General features: G+C 72.4%; 15 protein-coding genes. 9 read left to right on the forward strand and 6 right to left on the reverse strand.

Features of this window, described 5'->3' with window-relative positions; translation table 11 throughout:
- The first annotated feature begins 26 nt into the window (after positions 1–26).
- Together RIF68_RS09020 and RIF68_RS09025 are read left to right on the forward strand one after the other, a co-directional pair.
- Complete coding sequence (locus tag RIF68_RS09020) at positions 27–560, forward strand: GNAT family N-acetyltransferase (protein ID WP_309050616.1); 534 nt, start codon at positions 27–29, stop codon at positions 558–560.
- A 115-nt stretch (positions 561–675) separates the two neighbouring features.
- Positions 676–1,611, forward strand: a complete 936-nt coding sequence (locus tag RIF68_RS09025; RefSeq protein ID WP_309050617.1) for an AraC family transcriptional regulator — start codon at positions 676–678, stop codon at positions 1,609–1,611.
- 67 nt (positions 1,612–1,678) lie between these two features.
- Here RIF68_RS09025 and mqnE read toward each other — a convergent pair whose 3' ends face one another.
- Both mqnE and RIF68_RS09035 read right to left on the reverse strand, forming a co-directional pair.
- Positions 1,679–2,842, reverse strand: a complete 1,164-nt coding sequence (gene mqnE / locus RIF68_RS09030; protein ID WP_309050618.1) for an aminofutalosine synthase MqnE — start codon at positions 2,840–2,842, stop codon at positions 1,679–1,681.
- 50 nt (positions 2,843–2,892) lie between these two features.
- Entirely contained in the window at positions 2,893–3,348 is a 456-nt protein-coding gene (locus RIF68_RS09035) for an Lrp/AsnC family transcriptional regulator (protein WP_031013392.1), read from the reverse strand.
- Between the two features lie 113 nt (positions 3,349–3,461).
- Between RIF68_RS09035 and RIF68_RS09040 the strand changes: the two genes are divergently transcribed.
- Positions 3,462–3,602, forward strand: a complete 141-nt coding sequence (locus tag RIF68_RS09040; RefSeq protein ID WP_309050619.1) for a hypothetical protein — start codon at positions 3,462–3,464, stop codon at positions 3,600–3,602.
- Here the strand turns inward: RIF68_RS09040 and RIF68_RS09045 are convergent.
- From RIF68_RS09045 to RIF68_RS09055, 3 genes are read right to left on the reverse strand one after another with little or no spacing between them, the layout of a single operon-like run.
- The gene (locus tag RIF68_RS09045; RefSeq protein WP_309050620.1) at positions 3,599–4,273 is read right to left on the reverse strand and encodes a UbiX family flavin prenyltransferase; all 675 of its coding nucleotides are present in this window, start codon (positions 4,271–4,273) and stop codon (positions 3,599–3,601) included. The genes RIF68_RS09040 and RIF68_RS09045 overlap by 4 nt on opposite strands.
- A gap of 30 nt (positions 4,274–4,303) precedes the next feature.
- Entirely contained in the window at positions 4,304–5,206 is a 903-nt protein-coding gene (gene mqnP / locus RIF68_RS09050; RefSeq protein WP_309050621.1) for a menaquinone biosynthesis prenyltransferase MqnP, read from the reverse strand.
- Positions 5,203–6,654 (reverse strand): menaquinone biosynthesis decarboxylase, encoded by a 1,452-nt coding sequence (locus RIF68_RS09055; protein ID WP_309050622.1) that lies wholly within the window; start codon positions 6,652–6,654, stop codon positions 5,203–5,205. Before RIF68_RS09055 ends, mqnP begins: the two co-directional genes overlap by 4 nt.
- A gap of 90 nt (positions 6,655–6,744) precedes the next feature.
- Here RIF68_RS09055 and RIF68_RS09060 point away from each other — a divergent pair, with 90 nt between their 5' ends.
- Complete coding sequence (locus RIF68_RS09060; protein ID WP_309050623.1) at positions 6,745–7,128, forward strand: PLD nuclease N-terminal domain-containing protein; 384 nt, start codon at positions 6,745–6,747, stop codon at positions 7,126–7,128.
- Positions 7,128–8,003 (forward strand): LysR family transcriptional regulator, encoded by an 876-nt coding sequence (locus RIF68_RS09065; protein WP_309050624.1) that lies wholly within the window; start codon positions 7,128–7,130, stop codon positions 8,001–8,003. Before RIF68_RS09060 ends, RIF68_RS09065 begins: the two co-directional genes overlap by 1 nt.
- On the opposite strand, the gene RIF68_RS09070 is transcribed toward RIF68_RS09065, so the two are convergent.
- Positions 7,915–8,835 (reverse strand): DMT family transporter, encoded by a 921-nt coding sequence (locus tag RIF68_RS09070; protein WP_309050625.1) that lies wholly within the window; start codon positions 8,833–8,835, stop codon positions 7,915–7,917. The genes RIF68_RS09065 and RIF68_RS09070 overlap by 89 nt on opposite strands.
- A 152-nt stretch (positions 8,836–8,987) precedes the next feature.
- On the opposite strand from RIF68_RS09070, the gene RIF68_RS09075 reads away from it, so the two are divergent.
- From RIF68_RS09075 to RIF68_RS09090, 4 genes are all read left to right on the forward strand, one after another.
- On the forward strand, positions 8,988–9,626 hold the full coding sequence (locus RIF68_RS09075; protein WP_309050626.1) for an NAD(P)H-dependent oxidoreductase: 639 nt from the start codon (positions 8,988–8,990) through the stop codon (positions 9,624–9,626).
- Between the two features lie 121 nt (positions 9,627–9,747).
- The gene (locus RIF68_RS09080; protein ID WP_309050627.1) at positions 9,748–11,832 is read left to right on the forward strand and encodes a hypothetical protein; all 2,085 of its coding nucleotides are present in this window, start codon (positions 9,748–9,750) and stop codon (positions 11,830–11,832) included.
- Between the two features lie 4 nt (positions 11,833–11,836).
- Entirely contained in the window at positions 11,837–13,375 is a 1,539-nt protein-coding gene (locus RIF68_RS09085) for a hypothetical protein (RefSeq protein WP_309050628.1), read from the forward strand.
- 160 nt (positions 13,376–13,535) lie between these two features.
- The coding region (locus tag RIF68_RS09090; RefSeq protein ID WP_309050629.1) for an MFS transporter at positions 13,536–14,820 on the forward strand (1,285 nt) is incomplete at its 3' end.

Consider the following 14,820-nt stretch of genomic DNA (forward strand, 5'->3'; position numbering starts at 1 on the left):
CTGGAGGTAATACATAGGATGGCTTTATGACCCTTACTTTCGAGGTGGACCCGTCCGTCGACCCGGCTCTGCGCGACGGCATCCTGGCTCTCTGGGCGGACGTCAGCAACGCGGGCGGCGCGGTCGGCTTCGTCCCCCCGGTGACGCCGGAGGCGATCCGCCCGTCCCTGCTCAAGCACCTCGCGGCGATGGCCGACGGCGGTACGCGCCTGCTCGTCGGCCGCGACGGGGACGGCCGGGTCGCCGCGACCGCCTTCCTCACCTTCAACACCCACCAGCTGATGACCCACTGGATCTGGGTCTACACGCTGATGGTCCACCCGCGGCACCAGGGCAAGGGGTACGGCCTCGATCTGCTGGCGGCGGTCGAGCGGACGGTGCGGACCGCCCCGGGCTTCGAGGAGATCGAGGCGATCCGGCTGACCTGCCGCGGCGGACTGGGACTGGAACACTTCTACACCAAGGCCGGGTACAAGGAGGTCGGCCGCGTCCCCGACGCCATCCGGGTGGCACCCGGCGACGACCGGGACGACATCGTCATGCTGCTGCAGCTGCGCTGAGCGCCGCGGGACCGCGGGCCCCGCCCGGCCCGACAGGACCGGGCACGGATCGTCGGGTCCGGCCCCGTCCGCCCTTCCTACGGTGGACGCATCGGAAGGAAGGACGGACGGTCACGTGCTGGAGCGTTTCAACGAGGCCCTCGACCACATCGAGGAGCACCTCGACGGCGACCTCGGCCCCGCGGACCTCGCCCGGATCGCGGCCACCTCGGAGTACCACTTCCGGCGCCTGTTCTCGGCGCTGGCGGGGATGCCCCTGTCGGAGTACGTCCGGCGCCGGCGGCTCACCCTCGCCGGCGCCGAGGTGCTCGCCGGGGAACGGACGCTCCTGGAGATCGCGGTCCGGTACGGCTACGGCTCCGGGGAGGCCTTCGCCCGCGCGTTCCGCGCGGTGCACGGCATCGGCCCCGGGGAGGCCCGCCGTACGGGGGCCGCGCTGCGCGCCCAGCCCCGGATGTCCTTCCGCCTCGTCGTCGAAGGGCAGAGCAGCATGAAATACCGCACCGTCACCAGGGACGCCTTCCGGATCACCGGCAGCAGGGCCCGGGTCCCGATCGTCCACGAGGGCGAGAACCCGGCGATCACCGCCCAGATCCGGGGCCTCGGCCGCCCGGCCCTGGACCGGCTCGCCCGCCTGTCGGCCGGGGAACCGGCCGGGCTCGTCTCGGCCGTCGTCCACCTCACCGGCGGCCGCGAGGAGGGGACCGAGGTCGACCACTGGTACGGCGTGATCACCGGCCCCGCGGCCCCGGAGCCGCACGGCACGGACGGCGCCGGCGAGTCGCACGGCGGGCCCGGCGCCCCCGACGCGTACGAGAGCCTCGACGTGGGGCCCGGGACCTGGGCCGTGTTCGAGGCCGAGGGCCCCCTGCCGCACACCCTCCAGTACCTGTGGCGGGACGTCTTCACCCAGTGGTTCCCGTCCAACCCCTACGCCGGCCGGCCCGGCCCGGAGATCCTCTCGGTGCGGCCCTCGGCGGACGGGGCGACGGCCTCGGCGGAGCTGTGGATCCCGGTGGAGCACACCACCCCCGGCCGGCCCGGGGCATGAGAGAAGGGCGGAGGGGAATCCCCTCCGCCCTTCCGCACGCGCGGTCCGGGCCTTCCGGCGGCCGGTGTCAGACCCGCATCGGCTGCGGCGACTCGCGGCGCTCCGGGTCCGGGCCCGGGTACTCGCGGATGATCTCGTAGCGGGTGTTCCGCTCGACCGGCCGGAAGCCCGCGTCCCGGATGAGCTCCAGCAGGTCCTCGCGGGTCAGCTTGTTGGGCGTGCCGTAGTTGTCGGCGTCGTGCGTGATCTTGTACTCGACGACCGAGCCGTCCATGTCGTCGGCGCCGTGCTGGAGCGCGAGCTGCGCGGTCTGCACGCCGTGCATCACCCAGAAGACCTTGACGTGCGGCACGTTGTCGAAGAGGAGGCGGGAGACCGCGAAGGTCTTCAGCGCCTCGGCCCCGGTCGCCATCGTCGTGCGCGCCTGGAGCCTGTTGCGGACCTTGCCGTCCTTCATGTCCACGAAGTCGTGCTGGTAGCGCAGGGGGATGAAGACCTGGAAGCCGCCGGTCTCGTCCTGGAGCTCCCGCAGCCGCAGCACGTGGTCGACGCGGTGGCGCGGCTCCTCGATGTGCCCGTAGAGCATCGTCGCCGGGGTCTTGAGCCCCTTCTCGTGGGCGAGCCGGTGGATCCGCGACCAGTCCTCCCAGTGCGTGCGGTGGTCCACGATGTGCTGGCGGACCTCCCAGTCGAAGATCTCGGCGCCGCCGCCGGTCAGCGACTCCAGGCCGGCCTCGATCAGCTCGTCGAGGATCTCGGAGGCGGAGAGCCCGGAGATCGTCTCGAAGTGGTGGATCTCGGTGGCGGTGAAGGCCTTGAGGGAGACGTTCGGCAGCGCCTTCTTCAGCTCGGAGAGCGAGCGCGGGTAGTACCGCCAGGGCAGGTTCGGGTGGAGCCCGTTGACGATGTGCAGCTCGGTGAGGTTCTCGCTCTCCATCGCCTTCGCGAGGCGGACGGCCTCCTCGATGCGCATGGTGTACGCGTCCTTCTCGCCCGGCTTGCGCTGGAAGGAGCAGTAGGCGCAGGAGGCGGTGCACACGTTCGTCATGTTGAGGTGACGGTTGACGTTGAAGTGCACCACGTCGCCGTTCTTGCGCGTCCGGACCTCGTGGGCCAGACCGCCGAGCCAGGCGAGGTCGTCGGAGTCGTAGAGCGCGATGCCGTCCTCGCGGCTCAGCCGCTCACCGGCGAGCACCTTCTGCTCCAGCTCCCGCTTGAGCCCAGCGTCCATCTCCGGCCGCCTCCCATATCTCCGTGAATCAGGCTCCACCCACCGTACTCTCAGCCTTCCTCGGGCAGGTCCCCGACCCGGTTCTCCCACTTCGTGGAGAGCACGATGGTGGTGCGGGTGCGGGAGACGCCCTTGGTGCCGGAGAGGCGGCGGATCGTCTTCTCCAGGCCGTCGACGTCGTTGGCGCGGACCTTGAGCATGAAGGAGTCGTCGCCGGCGATGAACCAGCAGTCCTCGATCTCGGCGAGGTCCTTCAGGCGACGGGCCACGTCCTCGTGGTCGGCGGCGTCGGAGAGCGAGATGCCGATGAGGGCGGTGACGCCGAGGCCGAGCGAGGCGGCGTCGACGGTGGCGCGGTAGCCGGTGATGACGCCGGCCGCCTCCAGGCGGTTGATGCGGTCGGTGACGGAGGGGCCGGAGAGCCCGACGAGCCGGCCGAGCTCGGCGTACGAGGCGCGGCCGTTCTCGCGCAGGGCCTGGATGAGCTGCCTGTCCACGGCGTCCATAGGGAGGAACCTTCCATTGTCCAGCGATACCGCGAGTTTGGGTATAGAATCTAAGGTACACAGGGGTTGGTGCCCTGTGAATCTTTTAGTCGATCTCCATCGATCTTTCAGGAGTGGTGTTCACCGTGTACACGATCGAGATGGCCTACGCCCGCATGCGCGAGCTGCAGGAGATGGCCAACCGCTCGCGTGCCCACCAGCCGTCCGCCGCCTCGAAGCGCGCCGCGAAGAAGCGCGCCGACAAGAAGCGCTAATCCGACCGGAGGGCTTGTCCGAGCTCTCCCTCCCAGCGGCGGTACAGCCGGTGCGGCACCCCTGCCGCGTCCAGCACCCGCCCGGCGACGAAGTCCACCAGATCCTGGATGTGCGTCGCCCCCGCGTAGAACGCCGGAGAGGCGGGCAGCACCACGGCGCCCGCCTCGTCCAGCGCCACCATGTGCCGCAGCGTCTGTCCGTTCAACGGGGTCTCCCGCACCGCGACCACCAGCGGCCGCCGCTCCTTCAGCGTCACGCTCGCCACCCGCTGCAGCAGGTCCTTCGAGAGCCCGAGCGCCACGCCCGCCACCGCCGCCGTCGAGGCCGGCACGATCAGCATCCCCCTGGCCGGGTACGACCCCGAGGACGGCCCCGCCGCCAGGTCGCCCGCCGCCCAGTACCGCACGCTCTCCAGCGCGCCGGAGACGTCGAAGGTGTCCGGCTTCCCGTCGGCGCCCCGCGCCAGCCAGGCCGCCAGGTCCTCGCGCCAGTGCGCGTCCCGGAAGGGCAGCCCCGTCTCGTCGAGCAGGGTGAGCCGCGAGGCCCGCGACACCACCAGGTCGACGCTCTCCCCCGCGGCCAGCAGCCCCCGCAGCACCGCGGCGGCGTACGGCGTCCCCGACGCCCCGGAAACCCCCACGATCCACGGGATGCGCTTGCCGTCGTTCATGCCGTCGAGCCTATCCGCCGCCGGCCGGCGCTACGGGGTCAGCCCGCGCACCAGCAGGTCCAGCAGCGCGCAGACGAAGAGGGCGATGCCGATGAAGCCGTTCACCGTGAAGAACGCCCGGTTCAGACGCGACAGGTCGTGCGGCTTCACGATCGTGTGCTCGTAGCAGAAGGCCGCCGCGACGATCACCAGGCCGGTCCAGAAGAACGCGCCGGCGTCCGTCGCCAGCGCGTACCAGACGAGCAGTCCGGTGGTGACGAGCGCCGAGCCGCGCGCCGCCCGGATCGCCGCCGGCACGCCGAAGCGGGCCGGGACCGAACCGACGCCCGTCTCCCGGTCGCTCTCCACGTCCTGGCAGGCGTAGATCAGGTCGAAGCCGCCGATCCACACGCCGACCGCGAGCCCGAGGATCACCGCGTCCCAGGACCACGTGCCGGTGATCGCGAGCCAGCCGCCGATCGGCCCCATCGCCTGGGCGAGGCCCAGGATGACCTGCGGGAAGTTCGTGAACCGCTTCCCGTACGGGTAGACCACCATCGGGACCACCGCGATCGGCGCGAGCGCCAGGCAGAGCGGGTTGAGCAGGGCCGCGGTGCCCAGGAAGACGACGAGGGCGATCAGGGCGCCCGTCCACGCCGAGCGCACCGAGACGGCGCCGGTGACCAGCTCCCGGCCCGCCGTGCGCGGATTGCGGGCGTCGATCTCCCGGTCGATGATCCGGTTGACCGCCATCGCGAAGGTCCGCAGCCCCACCATGCAGACGGTGACGAGCAGCAGGCGGACCCAGTGGACGTTCCGGTCCAGCTGGAACATGGCGGTGAGCGCGGCGATGTAGGCGAAGGGCAGCGCGAACACCGAGTGCTCGATCATCACGAGCCGCAGGAAGGCGCGCGTGCGCCCCGGCCGCGCCTCCGGTACGGCGGCCGTGCTCACAGCCCGTACTCCTTCCAGCGGCGGTCCACCAGGGCCGCGGTCGCCGGGTCGGACTCCACCATGTCCGGCCAGCCGCCGTCCCGGGTGTAGCCCTCCTCGGGCAGTTTCCGGGTGGCGTCGATGCCCGCCTTGCCGCCCCAGAACTGCTGGTAGGAGGCGTGGTCCAGATGGTCGACCGGGCCCTCCACGACCGTCAGGTCGCGGGCGTAGTCGGTGTTGCCGAGGGCCCGCCAGGACACCTCGTGCAGGTCGTGGACGTCGCAGTCCTTGTCGACCACGACGATCAGCTTGGTCAGCGACATCATGTGCGCGCCCCAGATGGCGTGCATGACCTTCTGCGCGTGCTTCGGGTACTTCTTGTCGATCGAGACGATCGCGCAGTTGTGGAAGCCGCCCGACTCCGGCAGGTGGTAGTCGACGATGTCCGGGACGATGATCTTGAGCAGGGGCAGGAAGAACCGCTCGGTGGCCCGGCCCAGCGGCCCGTCCTCCGTCGGCGGCCGGCCGACCACGATCGACTGGAGCAGCGGACGCTTCCGCATGGTCACGCAGTCGATCTTCAGGGCCGGGAAGGGCTCCTGCGGCGTGTAGAAGCCGGTGTGGTCGCCGAAGGGGCCCTCGGGCAGCATCTCGCCCGGCTCCAGCCAGCCCTCGACGACGACCTCGGCGTGGGCCGGGACCTGGAGCGGAACGGTCTTGCAGTCGACCATCTCGATCCGCTTGCCCTGCACGAAGCCGGCGAAGAGGTACTCGTCGATGTCACCGGGCAGCGGGGCCGTGGAGGCGTACGTGACGGCCGGCGGGCAGCCGAAGGCGATCGCGACCGGCAGCCGCTCGCCCCGCTCCGCCGCCACCGCGTAGTGGTTGCGGCTGTCCTTGTGGATCTGCCAGTGCATGCCGATGGTGCGCCTGTCGTGCCGCTGGAGCCGGTAGAGCCCCAGGTTCCGCACGCCGGTCTCCGGGTGCTTGGTGTGGGTGAGGCCCAGGTTGAAGAAGGAGCCGCCGTCCTTCGGCCAGGTGAAGAGGGCCGGCAGCGCGTCCAGGTCGACGTCGTCGCCGGTGAGGACCACCTCCTGCACGGGGGCGTCCTTCACCTTCTTCGGCGGTACGTGGACCATCGACCCCAGCTTGCCGAAGGCCTCGCGGACCCCGACGAAGCCGTGCGGCAGCTCCGGCTTGAGCAGTCCGCCGATCTTCTCGCTGATCTCCTGGTACGACTTCAGGCCGAGCGCCTTGAGCAGCCGGCGGTCCGTCCCGAAGACGTTCATCGCCAGCGGCATCGAGGAGCCCTTGACGTTCTCGAAGAGAAGCGCGGGACCCCCCGCCTTGTTCACCCGGTCGACGATCTCCCCGACCTCCAGGTACGGATCGACTTCGGCCTTGATGCGCTTGAGGTCGCCTTCGCGCTCCAGCGCCCTGAGCAGCGAGCGGAGATCGTCGTAAGCCATAGGGGCAAGTATCGGTCACGGGCTACCCTGGACCTGTCACCGGGGCCGCCGTAGCGCGCCTCCGCCACCGCTTCCAGGGGGCTGTTCCACATGCTCAGGGCGTTGATGTTCATCCTGCCGCTGGCGCTGCTGATCTACGCGTTCATCGACTGCCTGAACACCCCCGAGGACGAGACGAGGCACCTGCCCAAGGTGATCTGGGTGATCGTCATCCTCCTCTTCCCGATCGTCGGCTCCGTCGGATGGATCGCCACGGGCAAGGAGCGCGGGCCGCGCCCGGCGCGGGGCGGCTGGGTCGCCCCCGACGACAACCCCGAGTTCCTGGACTCGCTGCGGGAGGAGAAGTCCCGCGAGGAGCGGCGGCGGGACGAGGCCCGGCGCGACGAGTCGCTCCTGGAGGACTGGGAGGCCGACCTGCGCCGCCGCGAGGAGGAGCTCAAGCGGCGCGAGCGCGGCGAGGACACCGGCGCCTGATGGAGCTGCGGCTCCTGGCCACCTTCGAGAAGGTCGCCACCGTCCTGTCCTTCACCCGGGCCGCCGCCGAGCTCGGCTACGCCCAGTCCAGTGTCACCGGCCAGATCCGGTCCCTGGAGACCTCGCTCGGCACCGAGCTGTTCGAGCGGCTCGGCAGCCGCATCCGCCTCACCGAGGCGGGCGAGCGGCTCCTGCCGTACGCGCGCCGCATGGCCGAGCTGGCGGAGGAGGCCCGGACGGCCGTGGCGAGCGCCGCCGAGCCCTCCGGGACGATCGCGGTGGGCACGATGGAGTCGCTGACCTCGTACCGGCTGCCGCCCCTCCTTGAGTACTTCCACCACCGCTACCCGGCGGTGCGGCTCACCCTGCGGCCGACGCTCGGCGACGAGACCCGGCAGGCGCTGCGGCAGGGCACGTACGACGTCGGCTTCCTGATGGAGCCGGAGACGGAGCACGAGGGCCTGGAGTCGGAGGTCCTCGCGCCGGAGCCGCTGGTCCTGGTGGCGGCCCCCGGGCATCCGCTGGTGGGGCGCGGGGAGCTGACGAGCGCGGACCTGGCGGGGGCGCAGCTGGTGGGCACGGAGCCCGGCTGCCCGTACCGGGACCTGTTCGAGGCGGAGCTGCGGCAGTGGGCGCCGCCGTTCATGGAGTTCGGCACGATCGAGGCGACCAAGCGGGGGGTGGCGGCGGGCCTCGGGGTGGCGCTGCTGCCCCGGGTCGCCGTCTCCGGGGAGCTGGCGTCCGGGGCGCTGGTGGAACTGGCCTGGAAGGCCCCGTTCACCCTCTTCACGCAGCTCGCGTGGCGGCGGGGGAGGCGGCTTCCGGCCCACGTGCGACTGTTCGTGGAGCAGGCGCGGCGGCTCGCGCGAGAGTGACCCGCAGGCCGGCCAGGACGATCAGCGGCACGCCCAGCGCCTGCACGAGTCCGATGTGGTGGCCGTACACGGCCCAGTCGACCAGCATCGCGACCGCCGGGTAGGCGAAGGCCAGGACGGCGATCTTCGAGGTGGGCAGCTTGGCGTAGGCCGCGTACATCAGCACGTACATGAGCCCGGTGTGGATCAGGCCGAGCCCGGCCAGCCACGCCCAGCCCGCGCCGAGCCCGGACGTGGCGCCCAGGTCCACGAAGGGCAGCAGCAGCGGCAGCCCGACGAGCACCTGCACCAGGGCGATCAGATGGGGCCGCACGCCCGTGATCCGCTTGGTCACGAGGGTCGACAGGGCGTAGAGCACGGCCGCCCCGAGGGCCAGGCCGAGCCCGGCGAGGGAGGCGGTGCCACCGGGCCGGACGCCGGAGACGAGGACGAGCCCGGCGAAGGCGACCGCGAGCCATCCCAGCTTCGCCGCCGTGATCCGCTCCCGGAACAGCGCCGCCCCCAGGAGCACCAGGAAGAACGGCTGGGTGTGGTAGACGACGGTGGCCAGGGAGATCGAGCCGGCCTCGTACGCCTCGAACAGCAGCACCCAGTTGAAGACGATGAACACCCCGCCGAGCGCGGCGAGTCCGAGCTTCCGGCCGGTGAACCCGTGCCCGGTGAAGAACCCCCGGACCAGGCTGTAGAGGCCGAGCGCGGCGGCCCCGAAGAGGCAGCGGAAGAACACCACCTCGAAGGGCGACGCCCCCGACTCGACGACGAAGACGCCGAGGGTGCCGGAGAGCACCATGGCGAGGGTGAGTTCGACGGTTCCCCTGGTCTCGTTTCTCATGACCGCGACGCTACGGAGGACGGCCCCGGGCGGTCCACGGGCCAGTGGGCCGTCCTGCCGATGGGGCCCATGCGCGCAGCCGATGGGGCACGGAATAGCGCCGCCGGAAGGGCAGTTGGGATCCCTGGAACCCCTCGAGAACCGGAGCTGACATGACCCTCGACGCCGCTCGCGGCACGGACCGCCCGCACACCCCGGACCGCTCGTTCCTCTTCGTCCTCGGCAGCTCGCGCTCCGACGGCAACACCGAGATCCTTGCCCGCGCCGCCGCGGCCCAGCTCCCCGCCGACGTGCCGCAGCGCTGGGTGGACCTCAACGAACTGGACCTGCCGGACTTCCAGGACGGGCGGCACGAGACCGAAGGCCGGTCGGCCGGGGAGACCGAGGAGCTGCTGCTGCGGGCCACGACGGAGGCCACCGACATCGTCATAGCCTCGCCCCTGTACTGGTACAGCGTCTCCGCGCAGACCAAGCGCTACCTCGACTACTGGTCGGGCTGGCTGAACCTGCCGGGCTCCGACTTCAAGCAGCGGATGGCGGGCGGCACGCTGTGGGGGGTGACGGTCATGGCGGACTCCGACCACGTCGTCGCGGACGGGCTGACGACCACCCTGCACCACTCGGCCGCCTACCTGCGGATGCGGTTCGGCGGTGTGCTGACCGGCACCGGCTCGCGGCCGGGCCGGGTGCGCGCCGACGAACAGGCGATGATCCGCGCGAAGACCTTCTTCCAGCAGGAGGCCCCGCTCGCCCGCTTCCCCTACGAGGAGGGCGCGCGGGCCGGGACGTGACCGGACGGCCCTCCCCGGGGCCCCACCCGCCCCCGTAACCGAAAAGAGAGTCGAAAAGCCGGGCTCTTTCCCAACACCCCGTCGATATCCTTGAGTTGACTGTGACGGGGGTGGCGGGGTCATGGACAGAGAGCTGTACGGCCGCGAGGCGGTGCTCCACGGGAACGGGCTCGTCGCCCGGCTCGCCGGACTCACCCGGCACGCCGGGGCCCGGGTCGCGTACGAGCACGGTGACGACCCGCCGGTCACCGTCTTCACCGGCGGACGCGGCATGGGCAAGACGGCCCTGCTCAAGGAGATCCGCAACGGCTACAAGGGCTGTACGCCGCTCGCCCTGATCGACTGCGCGCACATCGAGGAGCCCGACGACCACGGCCCCGGCTGGACCCCGCTCACCGGGGCCCTGTCGGAGCTGGCGGTCCAACTGGCCCCGAAGGGCGAGGCGGTGAAACCCGTGCAGTTCCCCCGGCTCTCCCTCGGCCTGGTCGCCGTCGCCTCGCTCGGCTGGTCCCGGGAGGACGACGAGCGGGCCCGCCGGGACCTGCTGCGCCTCGGCCCGCTGCTCGCCACCGTGGACCCCGGGCGGGCCGCCGCCGCCGGCTGGGTCGGCCGGGTCCTCGCCAAACTGGCCGCCGCCTTCACCGAGGCCACCGCCCCCCTCGCCGGCCAGGTCGCCGGCCTCGTCGCGGAGGCCACCGTCGAGACGGTCGTGGAGGAGTTCTTCGGCCGCTTCCTGCGGCAGTCGGAGAACTGGTACGGCGCCTACCGCAACGCCGGCGGCCGCGGCCGTGCCGGACTCCAGCAGCTCGCCGTCGACTTCGCCCAGGGCGGCCGGCGCCGCGCAGAGGCCGAGTCCTTCCTCGTCGGCGCCCTCACCGAGGACCTGCTGCGCGCCTACACCGGACTGCGCCGCGGCACCCGCATCGGCCGGCCCCTGCTCCTCCTCGACAACGCCCACGAACCCCTCGGCCGGCAGCTCGTCGAACCGATCCTGCGGGCCCGCGCCGACGGCCGCCGCGACCGCGTCGTCGTCCTCGCCACCTCCCGGGTCCGCGACCACGAGGGCCTGCGCAACGCCACCAGGACCCGGCTGCCCGAGACCGCCCACCGGGCCCCCTGCCCCCGCGACGGGCGCGTCGGCTCCGGCCTCCTCGCCGTCGACCTGACCCCGCTCACCCCCACCCAGGCCCGCGCCGCCTTCGACGCCCACGACCCGGCCGGCCGCACCCCCGCCGACCTGTCCCGCGCCGTCCACCGCCTCACCGGCGGCCGGCCCCTGGGCGTGGCCCTCCTCGCCCGCGCCGCCGGCGAGGCGCCCGCCGCCGTCCGCTCCACCCTCACCCCCGGCGGCCTGCTCGACCTGACCGTCGAACTCCGCGAGGACAGCCCTCCCGTCCCGGTCGCCCCGACCCTGCTCGCCGAACTCCTGCCGGTGCCGCGGCCCGGCCCGTACGCCGTGCTCGCCGCCGCCCACGACGAGGACTCCGCCCGGCGCCTGGCCCAGGCCCGGCTGGCCGGCGAGGCCCTCGACGGGGACGTGGCCCTGCGGGTCCGCGACCGGCTGCGCGCCGAGGACTGGACCGTCGCCGCGGCCGGCGCCGCCCACTTCGTCGCCGACCCGCTGCTGCGCGCCCTGCTCCTGCACCGGCTCCGCTTCGAGGACGGCGACCACCCGCGCTACGCCGCCTGGCACGCCGCCCACGAGACCCTGCGCCGCCACTACGGCCCCGACCCCACCCCGCGCCGGCTCCACCACGACCTGGCGCTCGGTTCCACGGCTGAGGCCGTCGCCCACTTCCGGCTCACCTTCCCCGAGCCGGACGTCCTCGGCTGGCTCGGCCGGCTCCGGTTCGTCGCCTCCGCCCCGTACCCGCGCGAGAGGGGTGCGACCGGGCCCGACCCGCGCCGGGCCGTCGCCCTCGGCCAGGAGCCGGACCCCGGCCTCCCCGACGGACTCGACCCCGACACGACCGCGCTCCACCTGTCCGTACGGCGCCTGCTGCACGCCGTATGGCTGCTCACCGACCCGCTCGCGCTGCCCGACGAGGAGGTGGCCCACCGGCTGACGCACGAACTGCGCCGGCTCTCCGGCCGCCATCTCACCGGCAGCGGCCCGCTGTGGGACGCGGCCACCCACTGGCCGCGTGACATCCGCGCCTGGCGGGAGCTCTCGCTGCCGCCCGGCCGCCCCGAGGACGGAGTCTGACGCCATGCTCGAACGGCTGCGCCGCCGCGTCTTCTGGACCCCCCGCCAGAAATTCCTCACGTCGCTCGTCGTCACCGCCCTCGTCCTCGGCCTGGGCGGCTACGGCATCTCCCGCCTCACCACCCCGGAGGACCGTTCCTGCGCCGCCGGCGTCGAACGCCCCCACGGCAGCACCGAGTGCGTCGGGGTCAACGGCGACGGCCACGCCTTCGGCATGCCCGACCTCGCCGAGACCGCCGCCGCCATCGGCCGCGAGAACGCCACCCTGAAGGACGGCGAGTACGCCACCGTCGCCCTGCTCCTGCCGCTGACCGCCGCCGACCACGGCATGCGGGTCAAGGTCCTGCACGAGATCCAGGGCGCCCACGCCTACCAGTACCGCGCCAACCACGAGTCGAACAGCGAGACCCCGAAGATCCGGCTCGTCCTCGCCAACACCGGCAGGGCCAACGCCCACTGGCGGTCCACCGTCGACCGGCTGAAGGCGATGACCGGCGCCCCCGACCGGCTGCGGGCCGTCTCCGGCGTCGCCACCTCCTCCACCGAGGTGCGCGAGGCGGTCGCCGCCCTCACCGGCGCCGGCATCGCCGTCGTCGGCACCACCATCACCGCCGACGACATCGCCAACGGGCCCGGCGCCGGCCACAACCGCTTCCCCGGCCTCGCCCGCGTCTCCCCCACCAACGGCGACGAGGCCAAGGCCCTCGCCCACTTCGGCCGGGTCGACGCCGCCAAGGCCCTCCTCGTCCAGGACACCCGCACCGGCGACCACTACACCGACACCCTCAAGGCCGCCTTCGCCGCCTCCCTGAAGGGCGCCCCCTACGAACCGCAGCTGTTCACCTCTCCCCCCGACCCCACCGAGGAGGGCACCACCGCCAACACCTTCCGCCAGATCACCCACCTCATCTGCGACACCCGCGCCGAGACCGTCTTCTTCGCCGGCCGCCACACCCAGCTGCGCCAGTTCATCAACGCGCTCGGCGCCCGCGGCTGCGCCGAGCGCTCCTTCACCGTCCTGACCGGCGACGAGGGCTCGTACCTCGGCGCCGACAGCAAGCTCAACCGGGCCGCGCTCAAGGCGAAGCTGACCGTCCGCTACGCGGCCCTCGCCCACCCCGACGCCTGGCGGCCCGCCCCCGGCCGGCCCGTCCCGGCCACCGGCGGCTCCGCGACCGCCTTCCGCACCTTCCTGACCGACATCGCCCGCGCCTCGGCGAAGCCCGTCCCGCTCGCCGACGGGCAGGCCATCGTCGCGTACGACGCCATGGCGACCGCCGTCCACGCGATCCGGCAGGCCACCCCCAAGAACGCCCGGTACCCGGAGCTCGCCGACGTGGCGACGCAGTGGCCGCAGGTGAAGGGCTCCCTGCGGGTCGAGGGCGCGAGCGGCTGGATCTGCCTGGACAACTACGGCAACCCCTACAACAAGGCCGTGCCGATCGTGGACCTGGCGCCGGACGGCACCCAGCGCTTCGTCAGGATCGCCTGGCCCGAGGGCAAGGCGCCGGCCGCCTCCTGCCTCCCGCCCCGGCGCGGCTGATCCCGGCCGCCCCGAGGGCGCCCCCGAACGGCCGAGCGGGAGCGGGCAGCTGTTGTCGCCCCCGCCGGCTCCCCGGAAGCTGGGACAGCGGCGTGCCCGGCATACCCGAACGTCCCCGGGGTACCGGGAGCCGCACCACGGGACGAAGGGAGCGCGATCCATGGGAGTCGACTCGGCACAGGCCGCCGTACCCGCAGGAGCGGGCACGGGCACGGTCACCACGGCGGTCCCCGCACGCCTCGACCGGCTGCCCTGGTCGCGGTGGCACTGGATGATCGTGATCGGCCTCGGCACCGTCTGGATCCTGGACGGGCTCGAGGTCACCATCGTCGGCAACGTCGCCGGCCGCCTCGCCGAGGAGGGCAGCGGCCTCGCCATCACCTCCGCGCAGGTCACCGGCATCGCCGCCGCCCTGTACGTGGCGGGAGCCTGTTCGGGAGCGCTGTTCTTCGGCTGGCTCACCGACCGCTACGGGCGCAAGAAACTCTTCATGGTCACCCTCGTGGTCTACCTCGGCGCCACCGCCATGACCGCCCTGTCCTTCGAGTCCTGGTGGTTCTTCCTCTTCCGCTTCCTCACCGGCTTCGGCATCGGCGGCGAGTACGCGGCCATCAACTCCGCCATCGACGAGCTGATCCCGTCCCTCTACCGCGGCCGGGTCGACCTGATCATCAACGGCAGCTACTGGCTCGGCGCCATCGGCGGCGCCCTGCTGTCGATCGTCATGCTCGACACCGACATCTTCCCGAAGGACCTCGGCTGGCGGCTCAGCTTCGCCCTCGGCGTCGTCCTCGGCCTCGTCATCCTGCTCGTCCGCCGGCACGTTCCGGAGAGTCCCCGCTGGCAGTTCATCCACGGCCGCGGCGAGAAGGCCGAGCGGCTCGTCTCCTCGGTCGAGCGCGAGATCGAGCGGGAGAAGGGCGAGCCGCTGCCGCCGCCGGCCGGCGAGATCACCATCCACCAGCGCAAGAGCATCGGCTTCGGGACGATCGCGAAGACGGTCTTCGCCCGCTACCCGCGCCGCGCCGTCCTCGGTCTGTCCCTCTTCATCGGGCAGGCGTTCCTGTACAACGCCATCACCTTCGGCTTCGGCGCCATCCTCACCACGTTCTTCGACGTGCCGACCGGCCACACCGGCTACTACTTCGCCGCCATCGCGGCCGGCAACTTCGTGGGCCCGCTCGTGCTCGGCAAACTCTTCGACACCGTCGGCCGCCGGATCATGATCTCGTCCACGTACGTGCTGTCCGGCCTGCTCCTCTTCGTCACGGCCTGGCTGTTCGACCGGGGCTCGCTGACGGCGACGACCCTGACGGCCTGCTGGTGCGTGGTGCTGTTCTTCGCCTCGACCGGCGCCTCCAGCGCGTACCTGACCGTCTCCGAGATCTTCCCCATGGAGACCCGCGCGATGGCCATCGCCTTCTTCTACGCGCTCGGCACCGCGG

Source organism: Streptomyces sp., assembly GCF_031178505.1.
Lineage (GTDB): Bacteria > Actinomycetota > Actinomycetes > Streptomycetales > Streptomycetaceae > Streptomyces > Streptomyces gulbargensis.

Excerpts from the sequence above, each read along its gene's own strand:
- RIF68_RS09035 (WP_031013392.1), bottom strand. The coding sequence starts at position 3,348 with ATGGACGCCGTGGACAGGCAGCTCATCCAGGCCCTGCGCGAGAACGGC.
- RIF68_RS09060 (WP_309050623.1), top strand. The coding sequence starts at position 6,745 with ATGCTCAGGGCGTTGATGTTCATCCTGCCGCTGGCGCTGCTGATCTAC.
- mqnE (WP_309050618.1), bottom strand. The coding sequence starts at position 2,842 with ATGGACGCTGGGCTCAAGCGGGAGCTGGAGCAGAAGGTGCTCGCCGGT.
- RIF68_RS09045 (WP_309050620.1), bottom strand. The coding sequence starts at position 4,273 with ATGAACGACGGCAAGCGCATCCCGTGGATCGTGGGGGTTTCCGGGGCG.
- RIF68_RS09055 (WP_309050622.1), bottom strand. The coding sequence starts at position 6,654 with ATGGCTTACGACGATCTCCGCTCGCTGCTCAGGGCGCTGGAGCGCGAA.
- RIF68_RS09070 (WP_309050625.1), bottom strand. The coding sequence starts at position 8,835 with ATGAGAAACGAGACCAGGGGAACCGTCGAACTCACCCTCGCCATGGTG.
- RIF68_RS09080 (WP_309050627.1), top strand. The coding sequence starts at position 9,748 with ATGGACAGAGAGCTGTACGGCCGCGAGGCGGTGCTCCACGGGAACGGG.
- RIF68_RS09085 (WP_309050628.1), top strand. The coding sequence starts at position 11,837 with ATGCTCGAACGGCTGCGCCGCCGCGTCTTCTGGACCCCCCGCCAGAAA.
- RIF68_RS09075 (WP_309050626.1), top strand. The coding sequence starts at position 8,988 with ATGACCCTCGACGCCGCTCGCGGCACGGACCGCCCGCACACCCCGGAC.
- RIF68_RS09020 (WP_309050616.1), top strand. The coding sequence starts at position 27 with ATGACCCTTACTTTCGAGGTGGACCCGTCCGTCGACCCGGCTCTGCGC.
- RIF68_RS09065 (WP_309050624.1), top strand. The coding sequence starts at position 7,128 with ATGGAGCTGCGGCTCCTGGCCACCTTCGAGAAGGTCGCCACCGTCCTG.